Origin of the sequence: Nostoc sp. ChiQUE01b, assembly GCF_034531255.1 — a bacterium.
Classification (GTDB): Bacteria; Cyanobacteriota; Cyanobacteriia; order Cyanobacteriales; family Nostocaceae; genus Nostoc.
Window position 1 is genome coordinate 169120 of record NZ_JAVRBM010000007.1, and the last position, 16348, is coordinate 185467.

At 42.5% G+C, this 16348-nt stretch carries 16 protein-coding genes; 11 read left to right on the top strand and 5 right to left on the bottom strand.

All coding sequences use genetic code 11. From position 1 onward, the window contains the following. A complete protein-coding gene (pgeF, locus tag RMY63_RS07510; protein ID WP_322728106.1) occupies positions 1-786 on the bottom strand; it encodes a peptidoglycan editing factor PgeF in 786 nt (261 codons plus the stop codon). Positions 787-862: 76 nt separating this feature from the next. Here pgeF and RMY63_RS07515 point away from each other — a divergent pair, with 76 nt between their 5' ends. Then, positions 863-1681 (top strand): biotin--[acetyl-CoA-carboxylase] ligase, encoded by an 819-nt coding sequence (locus tag RMY63_RS07515; RefSeq protein WP_322728122.1) that lies wholly within the window; start codon positions 863-865, stop codon positions 1679-1681. Between the two features lie 90 nt (positions 1682-1771). Beyond that, complete coding sequence (locus RMY63_RS07520; protein ID WP_322728107.1) at positions 1772-3343, top strand: M23 family metallopeptidase; 1572 nt, start codon at positions 1772-1774, stop codon at positions 3341-3343. 158 nt (positions 3344-3501) lie between these two features. Here the strand turns inward: RMY63_RS07520 and RMY63_RS07525 are convergent, their stop codons facing one another. Next, positions 3502-4173 carry a riboflavin synthase gene (locus RMY63_RS07525; RefSeq protein WP_322728108.1) on the bottom strand — a complete coding sequence of 224 codons (672 nt, stop codon included), beginning with the start codon at positions 4171-4173 and terminating at the stop codon, positions 3502-3504. 340 nt (positions 4174-4513) lie between these two features. Between RMY63_RS07525 and RMY63_RS07530 the strand changes: the two genes are divergently transcribed. The 4 genes from RMY63_RS07530 to RMY63_RS07545 all read left to right on the top strand — a co-directional run bounded on the left by RMY63_RS07530 (position 4514) and on the right by RMY63_RS07545 (position 9074). Then, on the top strand, positions 4514-5011 hold the full coding sequence (locus RMY63_RS07530) for a bifunctional nuclease family protein (RefSeq protein WP_012406891.1): 498 nt from the start codon (positions 4514-4516) through the stop codon (positions 5009-5011). Between the two features lie 155 nt (positions 5012-5166). Continuing rightward, entirely contained in the window at positions 5167-6297 is a 1131-nt protein-coding gene (locus tag RMY63_RS07535; protein ID WP_322728109.1) for an aldo/keto reductase, read from the top strand. A gap of 193 nt (positions 6298-6490) precedes the next feature. Next, positions 6491-8299, top strand: coding sequence for an ABC transporter ATP-binding protein (locus RMY63_RS07540; RefSeq protein WP_322728123.1), 1809 nt, complete (start codon positions 6491-6493; stop codon positions 8297-8299). A 157-nt stretch (positions 8300-8456) separates the two neighbouring features. Continuing rightward, on the top strand, positions 8457-9074 hold the full coding sequence (locus RMY63_RS07545) for a Uma2 family endonuclease (RefSeq protein ID WP_322728110.1): 618 nt from the start codon (positions 8457-8459) through the stop codon (positions 9072-9074). A 40-nt stretch (positions 9075-9114) separates the two neighbouring features. Here RMY63_RS07545 and RMY63_RS07550 read toward each other — a convergent pair whose 3' ends face one another. Then, entirely contained in the window at positions 9115-9345 is a 231-nt protein-coding gene (locus tag RMY63_RS07550) for a type II toxin-antitoxin system HicB family antitoxin (RefSeq protein WP_104899038.1), read from the bottom strand. Between the two features lie 209 nt (positions 9346-9554). On the opposite strand from RMY63_RS07550, the gene RMY63_RS07555 reads away from it, so the two are divergent. Then, positions 9555-10889, top strand: a complete 1335-nt coding sequence (locus tag RMY63_RS07555) for a deoxyguanosinetriphosphate triphosphohydrolase (protein ID WP_322728111.1) — start codon at positions 9555-9557, stop codon at positions 10887-10889. Between the two features lie 52 nt (positions 10890-10941). On the opposite strand, the gene RMY63_RS07560 is transcribed toward RMY63_RS07555, so the two are convergent. Next, positions 10942-11868: a LysR family transcriptional regulator gene (locus tag RMY63_RS07560; protein WP_322728112.1), complete on the bottom strand. Its 927-nt coding sequence runs from the start codon at positions 11866-11868 to the stop codon at positions 10942-10944. A gap of 660 nt (positions 11869-12528) precedes the next feature. On the opposite strand from RMY63_RS07560, the gene RMY63_RS07565 reads away from it, so the two are divergent. From RMY63_RS07565 to RMY63_RS07575, 3 genes are read left to right on the top strand one after another with little or no spacing between them, the layout of a single operon-like run. Then, a complete protein-coding gene (locus RMY63_RS07565; RefSeq protein WP_322728113.1) occupies positions 12529-13107 on the top strand; it encodes a hypothetical protein in 579 nt (192 codons plus the stop codon). Positions 13108-13163: 56 nt separating this feature from the next. Continuing rightward, on the top strand, positions 13164-13808 hold the full coding sequence (locus tag RMY63_RS07570) for a DUF3318 domain-containing protein (RefSeq protein ID WP_322728114.1): 645 nt from the start codon (positions 13164-13166) through the stop codon (positions 13806-13808). A 27-nt stretch (positions 13809-13835) separates the two neighbouring features. Next, the gene (locus tag RMY63_RS07575; RefSeq protein WP_322728115.1) at positions 13836-13958 is read left to right on the top strand and encodes a hypothetical protein; all 123 of its coding nucleotides are present in this window, start codon (positions 13836-13838) and stop codon (positions 13956-13958) included. 43 nt (positions 13959-14001) lie between these two features. On the opposite strand, the gene RMY63_RS07580 is transcribed toward RMY63_RS07575, so the two are convergent. Next, the gene (locus RMY63_RS07580) at positions 14002-14799 is read right to left on the bottom strand and encodes a 7-carboxy-7-deazaguanine synthase QueE (RefSeq protein ID WP_322728116.1); all 798 of its coding nucleotides are present in this window, start codon (positions 14797-14799) and stop codon (positions 14002-14004) included. Positions 14800-14997: 198 nt separating this feature from the next. Between RMY63_RS07580 and RMY63_RS07585 the strand changes: the two genes are divergently transcribed. Next, the gene (locus RMY63_RS07585) at positions 14998-16047 is read left to right on the top strand and encodes a sugar transferase (protein WP_322728117.1); all 1050 of its coding nucleotides are present in this window, start codon (positions 14998-15000) and stop codon (positions 16045-16047) included. Positions 16048-16348 lie beyond the last annotated feature (301 nt).

Here is a 16348-nt window from a genome sequence, read left to right on the forward strand (position 1 = left end):
CTAGTGATTCGTTTTGCTGCTGACAATCCCTGACCACTGTACTTTTTTCTCTTTCTCTCGGCGATAAGAAAAGAAATGCTCTGGAGTTTGGAAAGTACAATAAGGTGCGATCGCAATTTGTTCTGCACTAATCCCCATATTTTCCAGTTGTAAAATATTCACCCGTCGCACATCCAACCGTACCTTACCAGGATTGGGGTCTTTCAGTAAGGGTGAATTTGGTAATTCATGTAATGCCGTTACAATTTTTTCTTCGTCATTATGTGATACAATACTAGCCCCGATTTCGGCAGCCACTTCGGTAGAGACTTGGTAAACCTCACCAGCGATCGCCGGGCCCATCGCAATGCGTAAATCATCGAGTTTACTGCCTTGAGATTGTAATCGAGCGATCGCTAAGGGCACAATCTTCTTAGCAGTCCCCCGCCAGCCTGCGTGTAGTGCTGCCACCCGTCCAGTTTGCACATCCCCAATTAGCACGGGTGTGCAATCTGCGCTAGCTACCCAAACAGCTTGTAGAGGCTGTTCGCTCATTAAACCATCTGCCGATGCGAAATCCTCCTCAGCAGAGCTTAAAAAGCTTTCAACTTCTTGGGGGGTGAGAACAGTATTGCCATGAACCTGCTTTAAGCGATAGACTGAAGCCTCTGGTTGCAATACTTCTGTGATAACTTGTGGCGATCGCGGCCAAAACTGCTGGGTAAAGAAGCCGTGATGCCAACGTTCCAGAATACTACAAGTTAGATAGGGCAGTCCTTCCCAATTGCGCCAGTGCCAAGTGTGCATCTTCAACCAAACCTAAACAGAAATCACTCATCAGCCAATCAATGCTAACTTGAACAACGGAATTTGGGTTAACTGCGTGGGATTTAATCTGCAAAACTTGGAAGCAGCCTTGCAAGCAGGGCGTAAGTATACATATTTACCATTTTCCCTTCACTTTTTTGAAAGCGTCTCCTCAACCAACCAAACCCTCTGGAACCTACTCAATCAAGGGGCTATTTCAGGAACAGTGGTAATCGCAACTGTGCAATCTGCTGGGCGGGGACAATGGGGCCGTGAGTGGATTTCTCCCGTTGGCGGATTATATGTTTCCGTGGCGATTTCTTTTGACCACAAAATAGAGGCTACTGACAGCTACCAGCTAACTTTCGCTACTGCTTGGGGAATTGCATCTAAATTGCGTCAGTGCGGTGTAGATGTTGGGATAAAATGGCCCAATGATTTAGTTTTAAATGGTCGCAAACTAGGCGGCATTTTGACAGAAACCAAAGTAAACCAAGGACAAATCACCCAAGCAGTAATTGGTGTTGGTATTAACTGGACAAACCCAGTCCCAGAAACTGGAATCAATCTGGAATCGTGGCAAGCTTCCCAAGATTTCAGACCAATTTCGTGTCTGGAAATGCTAACCTCTAAAGTCTTACTGGGAATAGAATCCGGTATGGAGTGCCTTTTTCAAGAAGGAGTAAATATACTCTTGTCTGGCTATCTAGACTTGCTTACAAACATGGGCGATCGGGTGTACGTCAATAATCTTTTAGGTACTGTAGTTGGGGTAACTCCTCAAGGAAATTTACGAGTTGATTTAGAAACACATCATACAAAGGAACTAATTACACCGGAAATTTATATTGAACCCGGTACAATCAGTTTGGGATACCATAAATCTTCCGTTTAAATTTGAGGTTTGTTCAAAATTTCGCTCTTTGGGCAAGACAAACCACTAGCATCATCTCTTTAGGCTAATTACACACAACTGAGAGAACAAATGACGCAGCGCAATAATCCTGCCCATCATCGTTTGCATTACTTATGGCAGCAAGGTCTAACAAAAAAACGTTTTGCTTCAACGCTACCAGCCCAGAGCCTCTGTTGGCTGAGTAGCGTTAGCCTCCTTAGCGGTGGCTTCGTGTTTGCCCAAACGGAAGCACAAATAGACAACATCGTTCCCACTGTTGAAAGTTCTCAACCAACACCAGTTACAAATCCAGTTAAAGCCTCGACTTTTAAAAAACAGGCTGTTGCGCCGGAAGTCCCTCAAGCACAACCGGAATTTTCCCAACGGCGAGCTAGACTCAGACAGAGACTAGGCAAGCCAGAGGTTGCTCAATCAAAAGAGCCAGTTAGGCAGTCTACACCCAAAATCGAAGCTGCGCAACCTGTTGTGATTACCAGACAGTCAAAGCCTAAAGTAGAAGCCTCCCAGGTTACTCCTGTAAGGGTGAGACAGGAAAAACCCAATACCCCTGCTCGCTATGCACCTGAAAAACTTCCAGTAGTTGCTCAACCAGCAAATAACTCCAACAGCCCTGTCAGTGCAACAGCGGAGAAAACCAAGGATTATAATAACGCCTATATCGATCCTAATAGTTATGACAGTGGTGCAACAAGTACTTATCAAGCACCAAACTCTGTAATTGTTACAGAACGCTCCAGTGGTTGTGGAGCCATTTTGCCATCAGGGCAAAGTTTATTAGGCGGCGTTTGCGCCAAAGTACCTCAAAAAAATGTAGCTAATTCTAATGGTAAACCAGCACCTAATTGGCTTAGAAGAAGTCAAAACGCCCAATTACCAGTAGTTCCACCCGTGCGGCAGATTGCAACTACTGGCAACACCAGTAGATGGCGTGCTGCTCAAAGTGGTTCTAGCGGTGTCACCAAGAGCGCATTTCGCCCGAATCGGTTTATCCCGACTCCTGCTGAATTCAGCCCCACAAGAGTAAGTGCAACTCCCATTGCTCCGAGTGGTGGGACTTTACCGCCACCAATGGCAGATGGCAACATTGCACCCCGCCCCAGCAACGTAGCTTACGACTTTTCACTGGCATCAGTATTGCCGCAAATTCCCTACATGGGGAGAGTCGCCTATAGTGGTACGGGAATGATGTATCCACTATCTATTCCCGCTCCCATTACTTCTTTGTTTGGTTGGCGAATTCATCCAATCACAGGTACTCAACGCTTCCATGCTGGTACAGACTTGGGTGCGCCTACAGGAACACCAGTTTTGGCCGCTGCTGCTGGTCAAGTGGAAACTGCTAACTGGATGGGTGGTTATGGTTTAACTGTTATCCTAAATCACAAATCTGCTGAACAAACTCTTTACGGTCACATGTCAGAAATCCTTGTCCAACCTGGTCAGTGGGTACAACCTGGAACTGTCATCGGGCGAGTTGGCAGCACCGGGGCTTCCACAGGCCCTCACCTGCACTTTGAAGTCCGCCACCTAACACAAGATGGGTGGGTTGCTACTGACCCAGGCGTGGAATTACAAAGTGCCCTCAGCCAGTTAGTGCGAGGCTTGCAAACCGCTCAGGTGAGCCAGCAACCAGGCAGCTGAGACTGGGGACTGGGGATGGTGGGGCCCCCTCTGGGGATAAGGGGTAATGGGGACTGGGAGATGAGGGGGATAAGGGGGATAAGGAAGAAACCAATGCCCCATGCCCCATTCTCAATACCCTACTCCCCACTCCCTATTCCCTACTCCCCATTCCCCAATTACAAATACCCGTGTTCTGCTAGGAATGCGGGTGTAATGCCATCTATACTATTGTCATCAGAGTGTGGATTGCCAGAGTAAAGGAATTTTTCGACGTATTTGCCGAGAATATCCCCTTCTAGATTTACCAAACTGCCAGAAACTAAATAGCGAAGATTTGTCTCGCTGTAGGTGACGGGAATTACCGCCACCTTGAATTGAGAGAGTTCTGGCTCATAAGCGGCGACTGTGAGGCTGATACCATTGACGGCAATGCTACCTTTGGGGACAATGTACCGTGCGATCGCTTCGGATGCAATAAAGGTCATTTCCCAAGAACTAGCTGTTTGTTGGGCCACTAGCAATCGACCGATGCCGTCTACATGACCCATCACAAAATGACCGCCAACTTTGCTGCCTACCTTGAGCGACGCTTCTAAATTGACATATCTCTGTTGAGTTTGCTCACCTCCCAACGTTGTGCGGCGTAGAGTTTCCGGTGAAGCAGTGACAATAAACCCGTCTTTTAAGACTTGTTCCACTGTCAGGCAAACACCATCTACAGCAACACTGTCACCATAAGCCAAATCTTGCATAATTACTTCACCCGACTGGCTTACACAAGTAATTTGCCAAGAATCGCCCCCCAAGGGTTCCATCGTTCCTAATGCCTGGATTAATCCTGTAAACACGGCTTTTTTGTCAAACTAATTCTATTTATTGCCTAATTTTGGCTGAAATCAATTGGTAATTGTCACATAAATCTCGAAAATCCAAGTATATTTTCTGACTTTTTTTCGCATCGGAATATTAACACATTAGCATCCTTCACAGGGCATACTTGGGTAAGAAGGTTATTGTCTAAGAAGACCAATTTGACTTACTCTGGTTTTCACCACAAGTTCGGAGTTTAATAGAAGCAATTATAGAGAACGAATGCTTATGTTTATTACTGTCGCCAAACTGCCAAAAAAAAGGTGCTATTTGTTACATAGCATCCAAGGCTCTCAAAAAATTGTAGAGGCTTAGCCAATGATTGAAATGAAAGTCGCTGGCATAGCATTAGATGCCATAACCCGCAGCCCGATCGTCCTTTTGAAAGATTCTTCAGATCGGCGGGCTTTGCCAATTTACATTGGTCAGGAACAGGCTAGGGCAATTATGGGTGCACTGGAGAATCAGAAGCCTCCCAGACCCTTAACTCATGACCTAATTGTGAATCTTTTAGAAACTTGGAACATGACTCTAGAAAAGGTAATTATTCATTCTCTGCAAAAAGATACATTTTATGCAGCTTTAATTGTCCAGCAAGGTGAGGTCAAAAAAGAAATTGACGCGCGTCCTAGTGATGCGATCGCTATTGCCCTCCGTACAAATACTCCCATTTGGGTAATGGAAGAAGTCATTGCCGATGCTTCTATCCCTGTTGATCGCGATGCAGATGAAGCCGAACAGCAAGCCTTCCGCGAATTTATTTCCAATCTCCGTCCTGAAGATTTGATCAAGCGCTTTGGTAATGGCGACAGCTAGGAAAGTGCTGAGTGCTGAGTGCTGAGTGCTGAGTTCTGAGAAAGAATAGAGAATCTTAAAAGTAAATTCTTTATTCTTTCTTTTTCACTCTTGTACAGACAATATTAATCGTCTTTCTACTCAGCACTCAGCACTCACTACTCAGGACTCAATTTATGCAATATCGACGCTTTGGAAAAACAAATCTGCACCTCTCGGTTTTTTCCTTGGGAACAATGCGCTACTTGGCTTCTTTTGAAAATGCTCATCAGACCATCGAACAAGCCTTAGCGTTAGGAATTAATCATCTAGAAACCGCCAGAGGTTACGGCAAAAGCGAGGAGTATCTTGGTAGGGCGCTAAAAGCTGGGTTATCAGTACCCCGAACGAAGCTTTATGTCACTACCAAAATCTCAGCCACAGCAGATGCTGACACCATGCGTCGGTGCATCGACGAATCCCTAGAACGATTACAACTAGATTATTTAGATTGCTTAGGGGTTCATGGTTTGAACACTTGGCAACATTTGGAGTGGGTGCAAGCCAAAAATGGCTGTATGCAAGCCGTGGAGGAAGCTGTTGCTGATGGCCGAGTGCGACACGTTGGTTTTTCCACCCACGGGCCATTAGAGGTAATTCAGGCAGCAATCAATACAGATTTATTTGAATTTGTCAATCTGCATTATTACTATTTTTTTCAACGGCACGCACCAGCAATTCAACTAGCTGCCGAAAAGGATATGGGCATTTTTATTATCTCCCCTGCTGATAAGGGAGGACGCCTCTACACGCCACCCCAAACTCTAAAAGACCTGTGTTATCCGTATTCACCCCTAGAATTAAACTATCGATTTTTACTGGTTGATAGTCGTATTACTACTTTGAGTATAGGGCCAGCAAACCCAGATGAATTAAGGGAACCTTTGCAAATTGCTGACCATGATGGAGAGTTAAAGTTAGCAGAAATTTCCGCTTTCTGGCGTTTAGAAAATCACCAAAAACTTGCTTTGGAAACTGATAATTGTAGCCAGTGTTATGCTTGTTTGCCCTGTCCAGAAAATATCAATATTCCAGAGGTATTGCGGTTACGTAATCTTGCCGTGGCATACGACATGAAAGACTATGGGCAATATCGTTACGGAATGTTTGAAAATGCCGGTCACTGGTTCCCTGGAATGAAAGGCAACCGTTGTACAGAATGCGGTGACTGTTTGCCTCGCTGTCCAGAAAAGTTAGATATTCCAGCTTTGTTAAAAGATACTCACCAAAAATTAAGTGGAAAAGCAGGTCGGAGATTGTGGGGATAAAAATGTAAACAGAATTCAGAATATCCGTTAACCTCAGTATGAGAGTCAACACTTAGTCGCACACACGTCATTTTAGCTCCTGAGTTCTAAGTTATTTTTTGGTAAAATTAATAAAGATTAAATAAAGTCAGGAAGATCCGCCCAAGCTGGGGTATCTCGCGCAAAGAAAGATGAAGATTAAAAAAAAAGAAATATCCTACGCCAATCACTGACGGTTTTTCGTTACAGTGGACGGGCTGTAAGCTTAGTATGGACTACTAGCCGATCGCTTACTATTCTTCTGGCAAGTTTAACTTTAGTGGCTGGTCTTTTACCGGCGGCGATATCCTACATTAGTAAGTTAATTGTTGATGCAGTGGTATTTGCATCTCAAATTAATTCACAAAGCAATGGTTTTGTCAATATTTATCAGTCTCTATTTTATGTAGGATTAGAAGCGATCGCTGTAATTCTACTAGCAGGTAGTCAACGGGGCATCATCATTTGTCAATCTTTATTGCGGGCGCTAATGGGTCAACGGGTGAATGTACTCATCTTAGAAAAGGCGCTGACATTGGATCTTAGGCAGTTTGAAGACTCAGAATTTTATGACAAATTGACCAATGCCCGACGAGAAGCATCAGTTCGTCCTCTTTCCCTAGTAAGCCGCACCTTTGGATTGGTGCAAAATGCCCTTTCCCTAATCACCTATGGGATTTTGCTAGTAAATTTCTCAGTTTGGGCAGTGGTGGTACTGATTTTGGCAGCTATGCCTGTATTTATTGCCGAAACGAAATTTGCTGGAGAAGCCTTTCGCTTGTTTAGTTGGCGTGCAGCAGAAACTCGACAACAGCACTACTTAGAAAATCTATTAGCAAGAGAAGATTTTGTCACAGAAGTCAAACTTTATCAGTTGGGAGAAATGCTGCTAGGACGTTATCGCAGCCTGTTCGATCAATTATATGGCGAAGACCGCGATTTAACTCTGCGGCGAGGACTTTGGGGATATCTCCTGAGTTTAGTCAGTACTGGGGCTTTTTACCTAGCTTATGCTTGGATTGTGTTGGAAACAGTGTTAGGTAAGATTTCCTTGGGAGATATGACAATGTATCTCACTGTGTTTCGCCAAGGACAATCTACTTTCTCCAATGCCCTCACTTCTATTGGAGGGATGTATGAAGACAACCTATATTTATCAAATCTCTACGATTTTCTCGAAGAAGAAGTACCAAAATCTTGGGGTAAGGCAACCATTGGGTTAAATTCCCAAGATGGTATCCGTTTTGAGAACGTATCATTTACTTATCCGGGAAGTTCCAAGCCAGCATTGAGAAACATTTCGCTACATCTGAAACCCAGAGAGAAACTGGCAATTGTGGGTGAAAACGGTTCCGGTAAGACTACCTTAATCAAATTACTTACCCGACTCTACACCCCCGACTCCGGGCGAATTTTCTTAGATGGCTTGGACTTGCAAGAATGGGATGTGGATGTGTTGCGGCGTCGCATTGGTGTGATTTTTCAGAACTTTGTCCGCTATCAATTTACTGTGGGTGAGAATATTGGCGTGGGCGATGTAGAAGATCTCGAAAATACAACTCGTTGGGAAACTGCTGCTCAAAAAGGCATGGCGCAATCTTTTATCGACCAATTACCCCAAAGCTTCCAGACTCAACTCGGCCGTTGGTTTAAGGGAGGACAGGAACTTTCTGGGGGACAGTGGCAGAAAATTGCTTTGTCTCGTGCTTTTATGCGATCGCAAGCAGATATCTTGGTGTTAGATGAACCAACATCAGCGATAGATGCCCAAGCTGAGTTTGAGATTTTCAATCATTTTCGCGCTATTACTCAAAATCAGATGGTACTTTTGATTTCCCATCGCTTCTCGACGGTACGAATGGCTGACAAAATTCTAGTTATAGAAAACGGGGAAGTTATAGAACAGGGAACTCACGAAGAATTATTACAGCTAGGAGGACGTTATGCCAAGTTGTTTCTGTTACAAGCAGCTGGTTATCAATAGGAAAAGAAGCTAGCAGACTTTGTTTTAGATAGCGATCGCACACTTTTTACAAAGTACATAAAACTCTATCTAAATACGTTAAACTGTTTGGTAAATAGGAGTGAAATCTCTTTAGTCACTAGATGCTCCGTATCTTTAAATATTGCTAACCGATATTATGCAAATAACACAACAGCGATACTATACCCCAGAGGAATATTTAGAGTTAGAAGAAGCTGCTGACTATAGAAGTGAATACATTAACGGACAGATCATTCCTATGGCGGGTGGAACAGCAAATCACAATAGAATCTCCCTGAATCTAAGTGCTGCCTTAAATTTTGCGTTTCGACAGCAAGATTACGAAGTTTTCATGGGTGATGTTCGTCTGTGGATAACCCAAAAGCGTACCTATACCTATCCAGATGTGATGATTCTGGCGGGTGAACCAGAGTTTTTTAACAACCGAAAGGATATAATTCTCAATCCACAGATTATTGTTGAGGTTTTATCAAAATCTACCAAAGGGTATGATCGCGAAGATAAATTTCAGGCTTACCGAACTATTTCTACCTTTCAAGAATATCTATTAATTGATCAAACTCAGATTCATGTAGATCAATTTTCCAAAACTGGGAAAAAGCAATGGACGCTTCGTGAATATGATGAAGAAGATGAAGCGATCACACTTGTAACCGTACCATTTGAGATTTCTCTACAAGATTTATATAATAAGGTGAAGTTTGAGCCTGTCGAGTCGGAAGGGGAAAGTGCTGATGTTGAGGGATTGGGGTAAGGTGCGATCGCCCTACTTGTGCAAAGCATCTTAAAAATATTTAAGCCACTTTTAACGGTTTCTGAGGAAAAGTAATTGGCTCTGGCAAAGGTTTTCCTTGCTCTTCATACCATTCAATCAGAGATTCAATTACCTCTTGCCCATGTTTAGCGGCTTCTTCATAACTCTTACCATGAGTGTGGAATTGCTGCCAAGGGAATTCGGGTAAGTGTACTAAGTAGCAATTATCCTCATCTGACCATTGAATTACCATACTATAGCGATCGTTCATTATTCTTCCTCTATTTCTCCTAGTTGCTTCAAAACACGATTGACTTGGCATTCACAGTTGAAGTTGAGTAATTTAAACTGTGGTTATTACTTAAAGTGGTTTGATGGCATAGAATAAATTTTTACTTATTGACAAGTAGAGTTACAATGTGGCATTGCCCATTCCTTCGAGCTAGGGGCATTGTCTAACTACTTTCAAATAACACAGTAATGATGGATTGGAAGAAACTCCTGACACCAAAAAGACTTGGCAAGACTGACGCGGAAAATCTCCAGTTTGATCGTACTCCCTTTCAAAGAGACTATGATCGCCTAGTGTTTTCCTCACCTTTTCGTCGTCTCAAAGATAAAACTCAGGTTTTTTCTTTGTCCACAAATGATTACATTCGTACTCGTCTCATTCATAGCCTTGAAGTGTCTTGCGTCGGTCGCTCCCTTGGCAGAATAGTGGGTGAGGCAATTGTAAAAAAATACGACTTTAATCAGGATGGGTTACGTGCTTCAGACTTTGGTGATATCGTATCTGCTGCTTGTCTGGCTCATGATATTGGGAATCCTCCTTTTGGCCATTCTGGAGAGGATGCTATTCGTACAGGATTTGAATCATGGTACAACACTGTTAATCATGTAGGCGAAGAACTTTTCAGCAAGTCTCAAAAAGCTGACTTTGATTCATTTGAAGGTAATGCACAAGGCTTTCGTATTCTAACTAAGCTTGAAATGCCTCCTCAAAAAGGGGGAATGCAACTCACCTGCCCAACTTTAGCTGCTTTCACAAAGTACCCTAGAGAATCATTACTATCAGAATCTACCTTAAACGGTTACTCAGGTAAAAGTGTTAAAAAACATGGTTTCTTTCAGGCAGAAAAAAATTTATTTGCTGAGGTAGCAGAGACAGTTGGGCTAATTCGCCGTCATGACAATGCAGCATGGTGGTCTCGACACCCGCTTGCTTTTCTTGTTGAAGCAGCAGATGATATTTGTTACTCAATAGTTTATGTAGAAGACGGTCATCGTATGAAGTACATTTCCTTTGAAAAAACCGAGTACTTGCTTAATAAAATTGCAAATATTGATATTAACAAGCATGATGAAAGCGAGGAAGAAAAAGTTAAGCGACTTCGTGCCAAAGCTATCCACAATCTTATAAAACAGGCAACTGAAATTTTCTTTGCACACGAACAAGAAATACTTTCTGGAGAGTTTGATAAAGACTTGTTATCTCTAAGCACTTATGCAAACCATCTAGAAGAAATTGAAAAGCAAACCCGTGAAACTGTTTTCCAACATCGTGATGTTGTTAGTATCCAGATTGCTGGGTATGAAGTTTTAGGAAAACTATTTACTGAATTTGTTAATGCCGTTCTGCACAACAGTAAGAAAAGCAATTTGGTCTATTATATGCTTCCTAAGGAATGTAATAATCTGAATTCGGACGAAGATACCTATAACAAAATTCTTAGAGTTACAGACTATATCTCTGGCATGACTGATTCTTACGCTACCAGTTTATTCCAACAATTTAGCGGTATTTCCTTGGGATAAAGTGGCTGCGATCGCCCCATCCCCCAATAACTTAGATAAAATCACTATGGTGCTAGTTAACCCTCCCTAATTCTGATGAAAAGCGATCGCTCTTGTAAACGTAGATACTTCTGACAACTTGTAGAAATTCCCTTAGCACAGGTGTCATATCTTCTTCCTGCCACACTATGGCCGTTTCTACTAATGGTGTTTCCCCCTCTAGAGTACGATAAATTACACCAGTTCTTTGAAGATTTTGCAATGAAGATGGTGCGATCGCAATCCCCATTCCCGCTGACACTAATCCGATAATCGTCTGCATCTGAATCGCTTCTTGAGTCACTTTTGGACTGAAGTTTCCTTGCTGACAAAGACTTACGATTTGGTCGTACAGTCCCGGCCCCAAATGGCGAGGAAACATGATAAAGTTTTCGTTTACTAGCGATCGCACTGAAATCTTTTCTTGTTCAGCTAAGGGATGAGTTTTTAACATAGCCACAATTAAAGCTTCTTGCTGAATGCATTCTTGATTGAGTGTGTTGTCTTCTAAGGGTGGATGGGCAAAACCTACATGGATGTGCCGATTCTGTAGTGCTTGTTCTTGCTGAGTTGTGGTTAATTCTTGCAATACCAACTCTACTTCTGGAAACTGTTCTCTAAACCGCCGCAAAATCACAGGAAGCAAATCATAAGTTACCAAACTGGTAAACCCAATTCGTAATTGTCCCTTTTCACCTCTTCCCGTTTTTTGGGTTAGCTCAATTGCTTTTTGGAGTTGAGCTAAAAGTTGATAAGCTTCTTGCAAAAAAACTTGTCCTGCTTCTGTTAGTTGTACCTGTCGTTTAGTTTTACGGTGAAATAGTTCTACCCCCAATTGCGCCTCTAATTGCTGAATTTGCTGGCTTAAGGGCGGTTGAGCGATGTGCAGTCGCTCGGCGGCTCTACTGAAGTGCAGTTCTTCAGCTACAGCAATAAAGTAGCGCAGGTGTCGCAATTCCATTTTTTTGATATTTTATAAGTTTCAATTTTCTATAAATATATAAACGCAGAAAGGCGCAAATAGCGCAAAGTCTTTAGAGAATTTGTAATAAAAACTAGAGGTGCGATCGCATAATTAATGCTGATTTAAGTATAAATTTCATTGATACTCGACAATGACAAATGTATAGCTTGCTACAACAATTTGTTGCTTGTAATATAGAAGTGTATCAGTCTCTGTGCTATATTTATTCGCTTTTAAAATCAGTATTTGAAGTTTTGACGTATAGCTTAAAAGCTTCACATGCTATGTAGAAATTATTTAAACTTAGCTTCAGCTTTCAAATTCGATTGTAAATCCTGCCACCATGCTTGATATAACAAGACATTTATTAAAACTATAAAAAATATTAAAATTTCAGCGAGTTAGTGCTATATCCTTCACTGGCTAAAATTTTAAAACTAGTAATTATTGCTTCTTTTAAGAATGAGCAGGAGTCATTTAAAAAATATCATTCATAGCGCCGAATTATCATCTATTTTTCTTATCTTCAATACCCCATGCCCAATACCTTAATTGCATACTTATATGCGATTGGAAGTATCCACACCAACCCAAATAACTACCCCTAGCAGGTTAAACTAGGTCTGGTAACAACTGCTCCACGTTCTTGAGGCTTTTATGGGAGCTAACCTCAAACAAATTGCCAACTATTTAGACAACCTTGGTTGGGACTACCGTTTTGATGATGAAGAAGACAGAATTATAACAGGTGTGGAGGCTGATAACTTAGAAGATTTCCTAATAGTTGTCCAACTGGATGAAGAAGGAAAATTTTTTCGGGTATTTGCCCCTCAAGTTCTGGGAGAAATCCAAGACCATCCTTACAAGGCAGCTATCCTCCAGACAATGCTTGCCATTTCCTGGGAAACCAAAATGTTGCAATGGGAATATGACCCATCCGATGGCGAAATCCGTGCCATTATTGAGTTTCCTTTAGAAGACTCGATTCTCACAGAAAGACAATTTCATCGGTGTCTGAGTGGATTAATTCAGATTGTGGATGGCATAGCAATACCTCGCCTGAAAGAAGTGATGGCAACAGGCCTCGATCCGGGGAATATAGAACTTGGGGAAAGACTATTACTCAGTATCCAAGAAGAAGCCCCAGGATTGTTAGATTTACTAGAAAAAGCAATGGAAGCGCGAAAAAAGCGAGGAAGTTTTCCTAGTGAGTCAGACGGATCATCACTTAAATAGCTATACTCCAAAGTGATACCCTCACTATATACTGAAATTTTCTGGGGCTGGATATTATGACATCCTATGCAACCTCCTCTGCCAAAGCGGAAATGAGCGAACTCCGGCGGTTAAAAGCCTTACTACCACCAGAACTGCAAAGCTGGGTCACGGTTGAAGGCACAACTGAGGTCAATCCACCCCTGGTTCGCTGCGAAGAAATTGGTAAAGACCAGGTAGAAATTCAAATTGATTTGGTGAAATGGGATGCCCTCGCAATGGATCAGCGTAATTTGCTGTTCTGGCATGAGGTTGCTCGCGTTCAAAATGACACAATTCCTAAAGATGGTTGGGAAATGGCAGCATTAGCCATCGGTTTAGGTGGTGCTGTCGGGGAATTGTGGGTACAAGATGGATTGCTGCTGGTGTTAGCTTTGTCGCTTTGTGGCGTGTCAGGCTGGCGACTGTACCAAAAGAATAATGGGGAAAAGCAACTAAGAGAATTGCTCAATGCTGATGAGAAAGCGATCGCTTTAGCAACTCGTTTTGGTTATAGTCTCCCCAATGCCTACAAGAGTCTCGGTAGCGCCTTGAAAACCCTGATTGATAATACTCCTAGTAAGCGCCAACGGTCGAGATACGAAGCAAGACTCTCTGCCCTCAAACGCAGTGCCAATAAGGCAAAAGCTAAATCAAAAACTCCAGATGAGGGCGGGTTGTAATTAGTTAGGAGTTAGGAGTTAGGAATTATGAGTGAACTCGAAACTTCAAACTCCTCGTTCCTCACTCCTCACCCTGCCTTTGACTGGATGCCTACTCAGGGTGCTGCTGCCTCCCTGATTAGCAGCAGCACCCCAATTACGATTTCATAAAATCTTACTTTTTTCTTGACTACATCTTTATCAAACTCAAATTTTACAACTGGTTCAGCATTTTATGCGTTTGGGGGATCACGCGCACGTGCTTGACAAACCCCTTCATCAAAGCTTGCCACGTCAAAACTTGATCGCTGGTAGGCGCAAGTACAGGTACTGGAGAAAATTGTTCTGGTACTGCCAAAGGCGTAACAGGTTGTAAAAATACTGAGATATCTGGACTAACCTCTGCCACCAACGAAGCTGAACGTTCCAACTCGGCGGGATCTGTGTTTTGAGACACAATTATCTTGACAAAAACATTTAAATATGAGTCATAACATAACTGGAGAAATTTACTATGTTCTTGCCAATGACTTTCGCCGCTAACACTGGGCAATTTGAAATCCATACCTACAGAGTCTAAGTATGGGATAATCATTGCTAGTTGTTCTGGGCGATGTCCGCCGGTTTCTAAGTATATAGGTAGACCAGTTATGGTTCGCACTTGGGGTAGAAACTGCGTTAGAAATGAGGCATGAAGAAGTGGTTCGCCGCCAGTTAAGCTAATGCTATCGTGTAGATAAGGTAGATTTTGCTGTTCCACCCATTCGACTAATATGGGTAATGGAACGGGGTTAGAGTGGATTTCAAAATCGCGCAATCCAGGCGATCGCTCTATCCGACAAGTAGTAGGCGCACTCCAAGTGTGGGCACTATCACAAAAGTGACAGCGCAAATCACACAAAGCAAAACGAATAAATATCTGACGTGTCCCTACATTCAGTCCTTCCCCTTGAATGGCAGAAAAGACCTCAATCAGGCGTGCGGTAGGTGTAACCGTATTTTTAGCAATCATTTGATCAGAGCAACGCGATCGCGCTGCGTCGGCACAACAGCAAGGATGTTTTTTGGCTTCTTGTTCTATTGTGAATCGTCGCTAGCGATCTCCAATCTCAGCCCCGGTAAATAGTAGTTAGTCCTAATTACCACTAATTCCGATATTAGATTCAGTAATTTTGTAGGACAAAGTAATGTTTGGCATATTAGATTATACATGGCAACGAAAGTGCAGAGCTTCATGACTAGCCAACCGACAGAGCTCGATTTTTCAGTTAATTCCCTAAACGACATGGCTATAGTGCAGGTGCCGACGCGGTTGAGCGTGCTCGAGGCTTTAGGCTTTAAGCAAACCTGTCAAGGCTTAATCCAGCCCAATTCACATCCCAAGCAAATTATCATTGACTTTCACCAAACTACTTTTATCGATAGTAGTGGTTTAGGTGCCCTGGTAAGTAATTTTAAATACGCTCAAACTCAGGGGATTACATTAACACTGCGGAATGTAACACCTCAAGTCATGGCAGTTCTAAAACTCACAGGGTTGGATCAGGTTTTTCCTCTAGAGCTTCTAGGGGATCGGTCGTTAATAGAACAAGATGACGTAATAGATAGTCGGAAGACAACTTCCCGTCAAGTAGAGCAGTTACCCACTACTCACCCTTCTATGGCATCTTGGATGAAACGGTTCTTAGATATTGTCGGGTCAGTGATTGGTTTATTAATTACAGGAATTTTGTTTATTCCAATTGCGAGCGCTATTCAAATTAACGCTCCCGGACCCATTTTCTTTAGTCAAATTCGTTGTGGCTGGATGGGGAAACAGTTTAAGATTTGGAAATTCCGCTCTATGTGTGTAGATGCAGAAGCGAAGAAATCCCAAGTTAAAAACCAAGTGCAAGGTGCTTTTTTCAAAAATGAGAATGATCCCAGAATTACTAAGGTAGGGCGCTTTTTACGGCGAACTAGTCTTGATGAATTACCCCAATTTTGGAACGTCCTCAAAGGAGAGATGAGTTTAGTAGGCACTCGACCACCGACACCCGATGAAGTGGAACGCTATGAAGTACCAGAGTGGCAACGTTTAGATGTAAAACCCGGTATGACTGGCGAATGGCAAGTAAATGGACGTTCTACAGTCCGTAGTTTTGAAGATGTAATTCGCCTAGATTTGCAATATCAAAAAAATTGGAGTTTGGTGTACGATTTAAAGCTAATTTTCAAAACTATAGCTATTCTATTTAATAGAAACAGTGGTGCTGTTTAGCTAACTACCCATATTCACAATTTTTTGCTAACTTCCAATCACGATAATAGTTAGATTTACCCAAGCCTATGTTTAGGCTTGGGTAAATTTTAGGTTTCTACAGTACCACGCAAGTGTCATTCTCTGCTTAACAAGTAAAAAGCAAAAAGTGATTCTCCACGTGAATGGCAATATGCTGCTATGAATCGGGAAAAGATTTCGTCGACATAAATAATGTTTAAAACTACTGGTTTCAAAGCCTAAATCTAACGTGAGTTCGACGGATAGGAAAGCACAAAAAGCTTGCTATGTATGAATTTGC

Excerpts from the sequence above, each read along its gene's own strand:
- pgeF (WP_322728106.1), bottom strand. The coding sequence starts at position 786 with ATGCACACTTGGCACTGGCGCAATTGGGAAGGACTGCCCTATCTAACT.
- RMY63_RS07520 (WP_322728107.1), top strand. The coding sequence starts at position 1,772 with ATGACGCAGCGCAATAATCCTGCCCATCATCGTTTGCATTACTTATGG.
- RMY63_RS07530 (WP_012406891.1), top strand. The coding sequence starts at position 4,514 with ATGATTGAAATGAAAGTCGCTGGCATAGCATTAGATGCCATAACCCGC.
- RMY63_RS07535 (WP_322728109.1), top strand. The coding sequence starts at position 5,167 with ATGCAATATCGACGCTTTGGAAAAACAAATCTGCACCTCTCGGTTTTT.
- RMY63_RS07545 (WP_322728110.1), top strand. The coding sequence starts at position 8,457 with ATGCAAATAACACAACAGCGATACTATACCCCAGAGGAATATTTAGAG.
- RMY63_RS07550 (WP_104899038.1), bottom strand. The coding sequence starts at position 9,345 with ATGAACGATCGCTATAGTATGGTAATTCAATGGTCAGATGAGGATAAT.
- RMY63_RS07555 (WP_322728111.1), top strand. The coding sequence starts at position 9,555 with ATGATGGATTGGAAGAAACTCCTGACACCAAAAAGACTTGGCAAGACT.
- RMY63_RS07560 (WP_322728112.1), bottom strand. The coding sequence starts at position 11,868 with ATGGAATTGCGACACCTGCGCTACTTTATTGCTGTAGCTGAAGAACTG.
- RMY63_RS07565 (WP_322728113.1), top strand. The coding sequence starts at position 12,529 with ATGGGAGCTAACCTCAAACAAATTGCCAACTATTTAGACAACCTTGGT.
- RMY63_RS07570 (WP_322728114.1), top strand. The coding sequence starts at position 13,164 with ATGACATCCTATGCAACCTCCTCTGCCAAAGCGGAAATGAGCGAACTC.
- RMY63_RS07575 (WP_322728115.1), top strand. The coding sequence starts at position 13,836 with ATGAGTGAACTCGAAACTTCAAACTCCTCGTTCCTCACTCCTCACCCT.
- RMY63_RS07580 (WP_322728116.1), bottom strand. The coding sequence starts at position 14,799 with ATGATTGCTAAAAATACGGTTACACCTACCGCACGCCTGATTGAGGTC.
- RMY63_RS07585 (WP_322728117.1), top strand. The coding sequence starts at position 14,998 with ATGGCAACGAAAGTGCAGAGCTTCATGACTAGCCAACCGACAGAGCTC.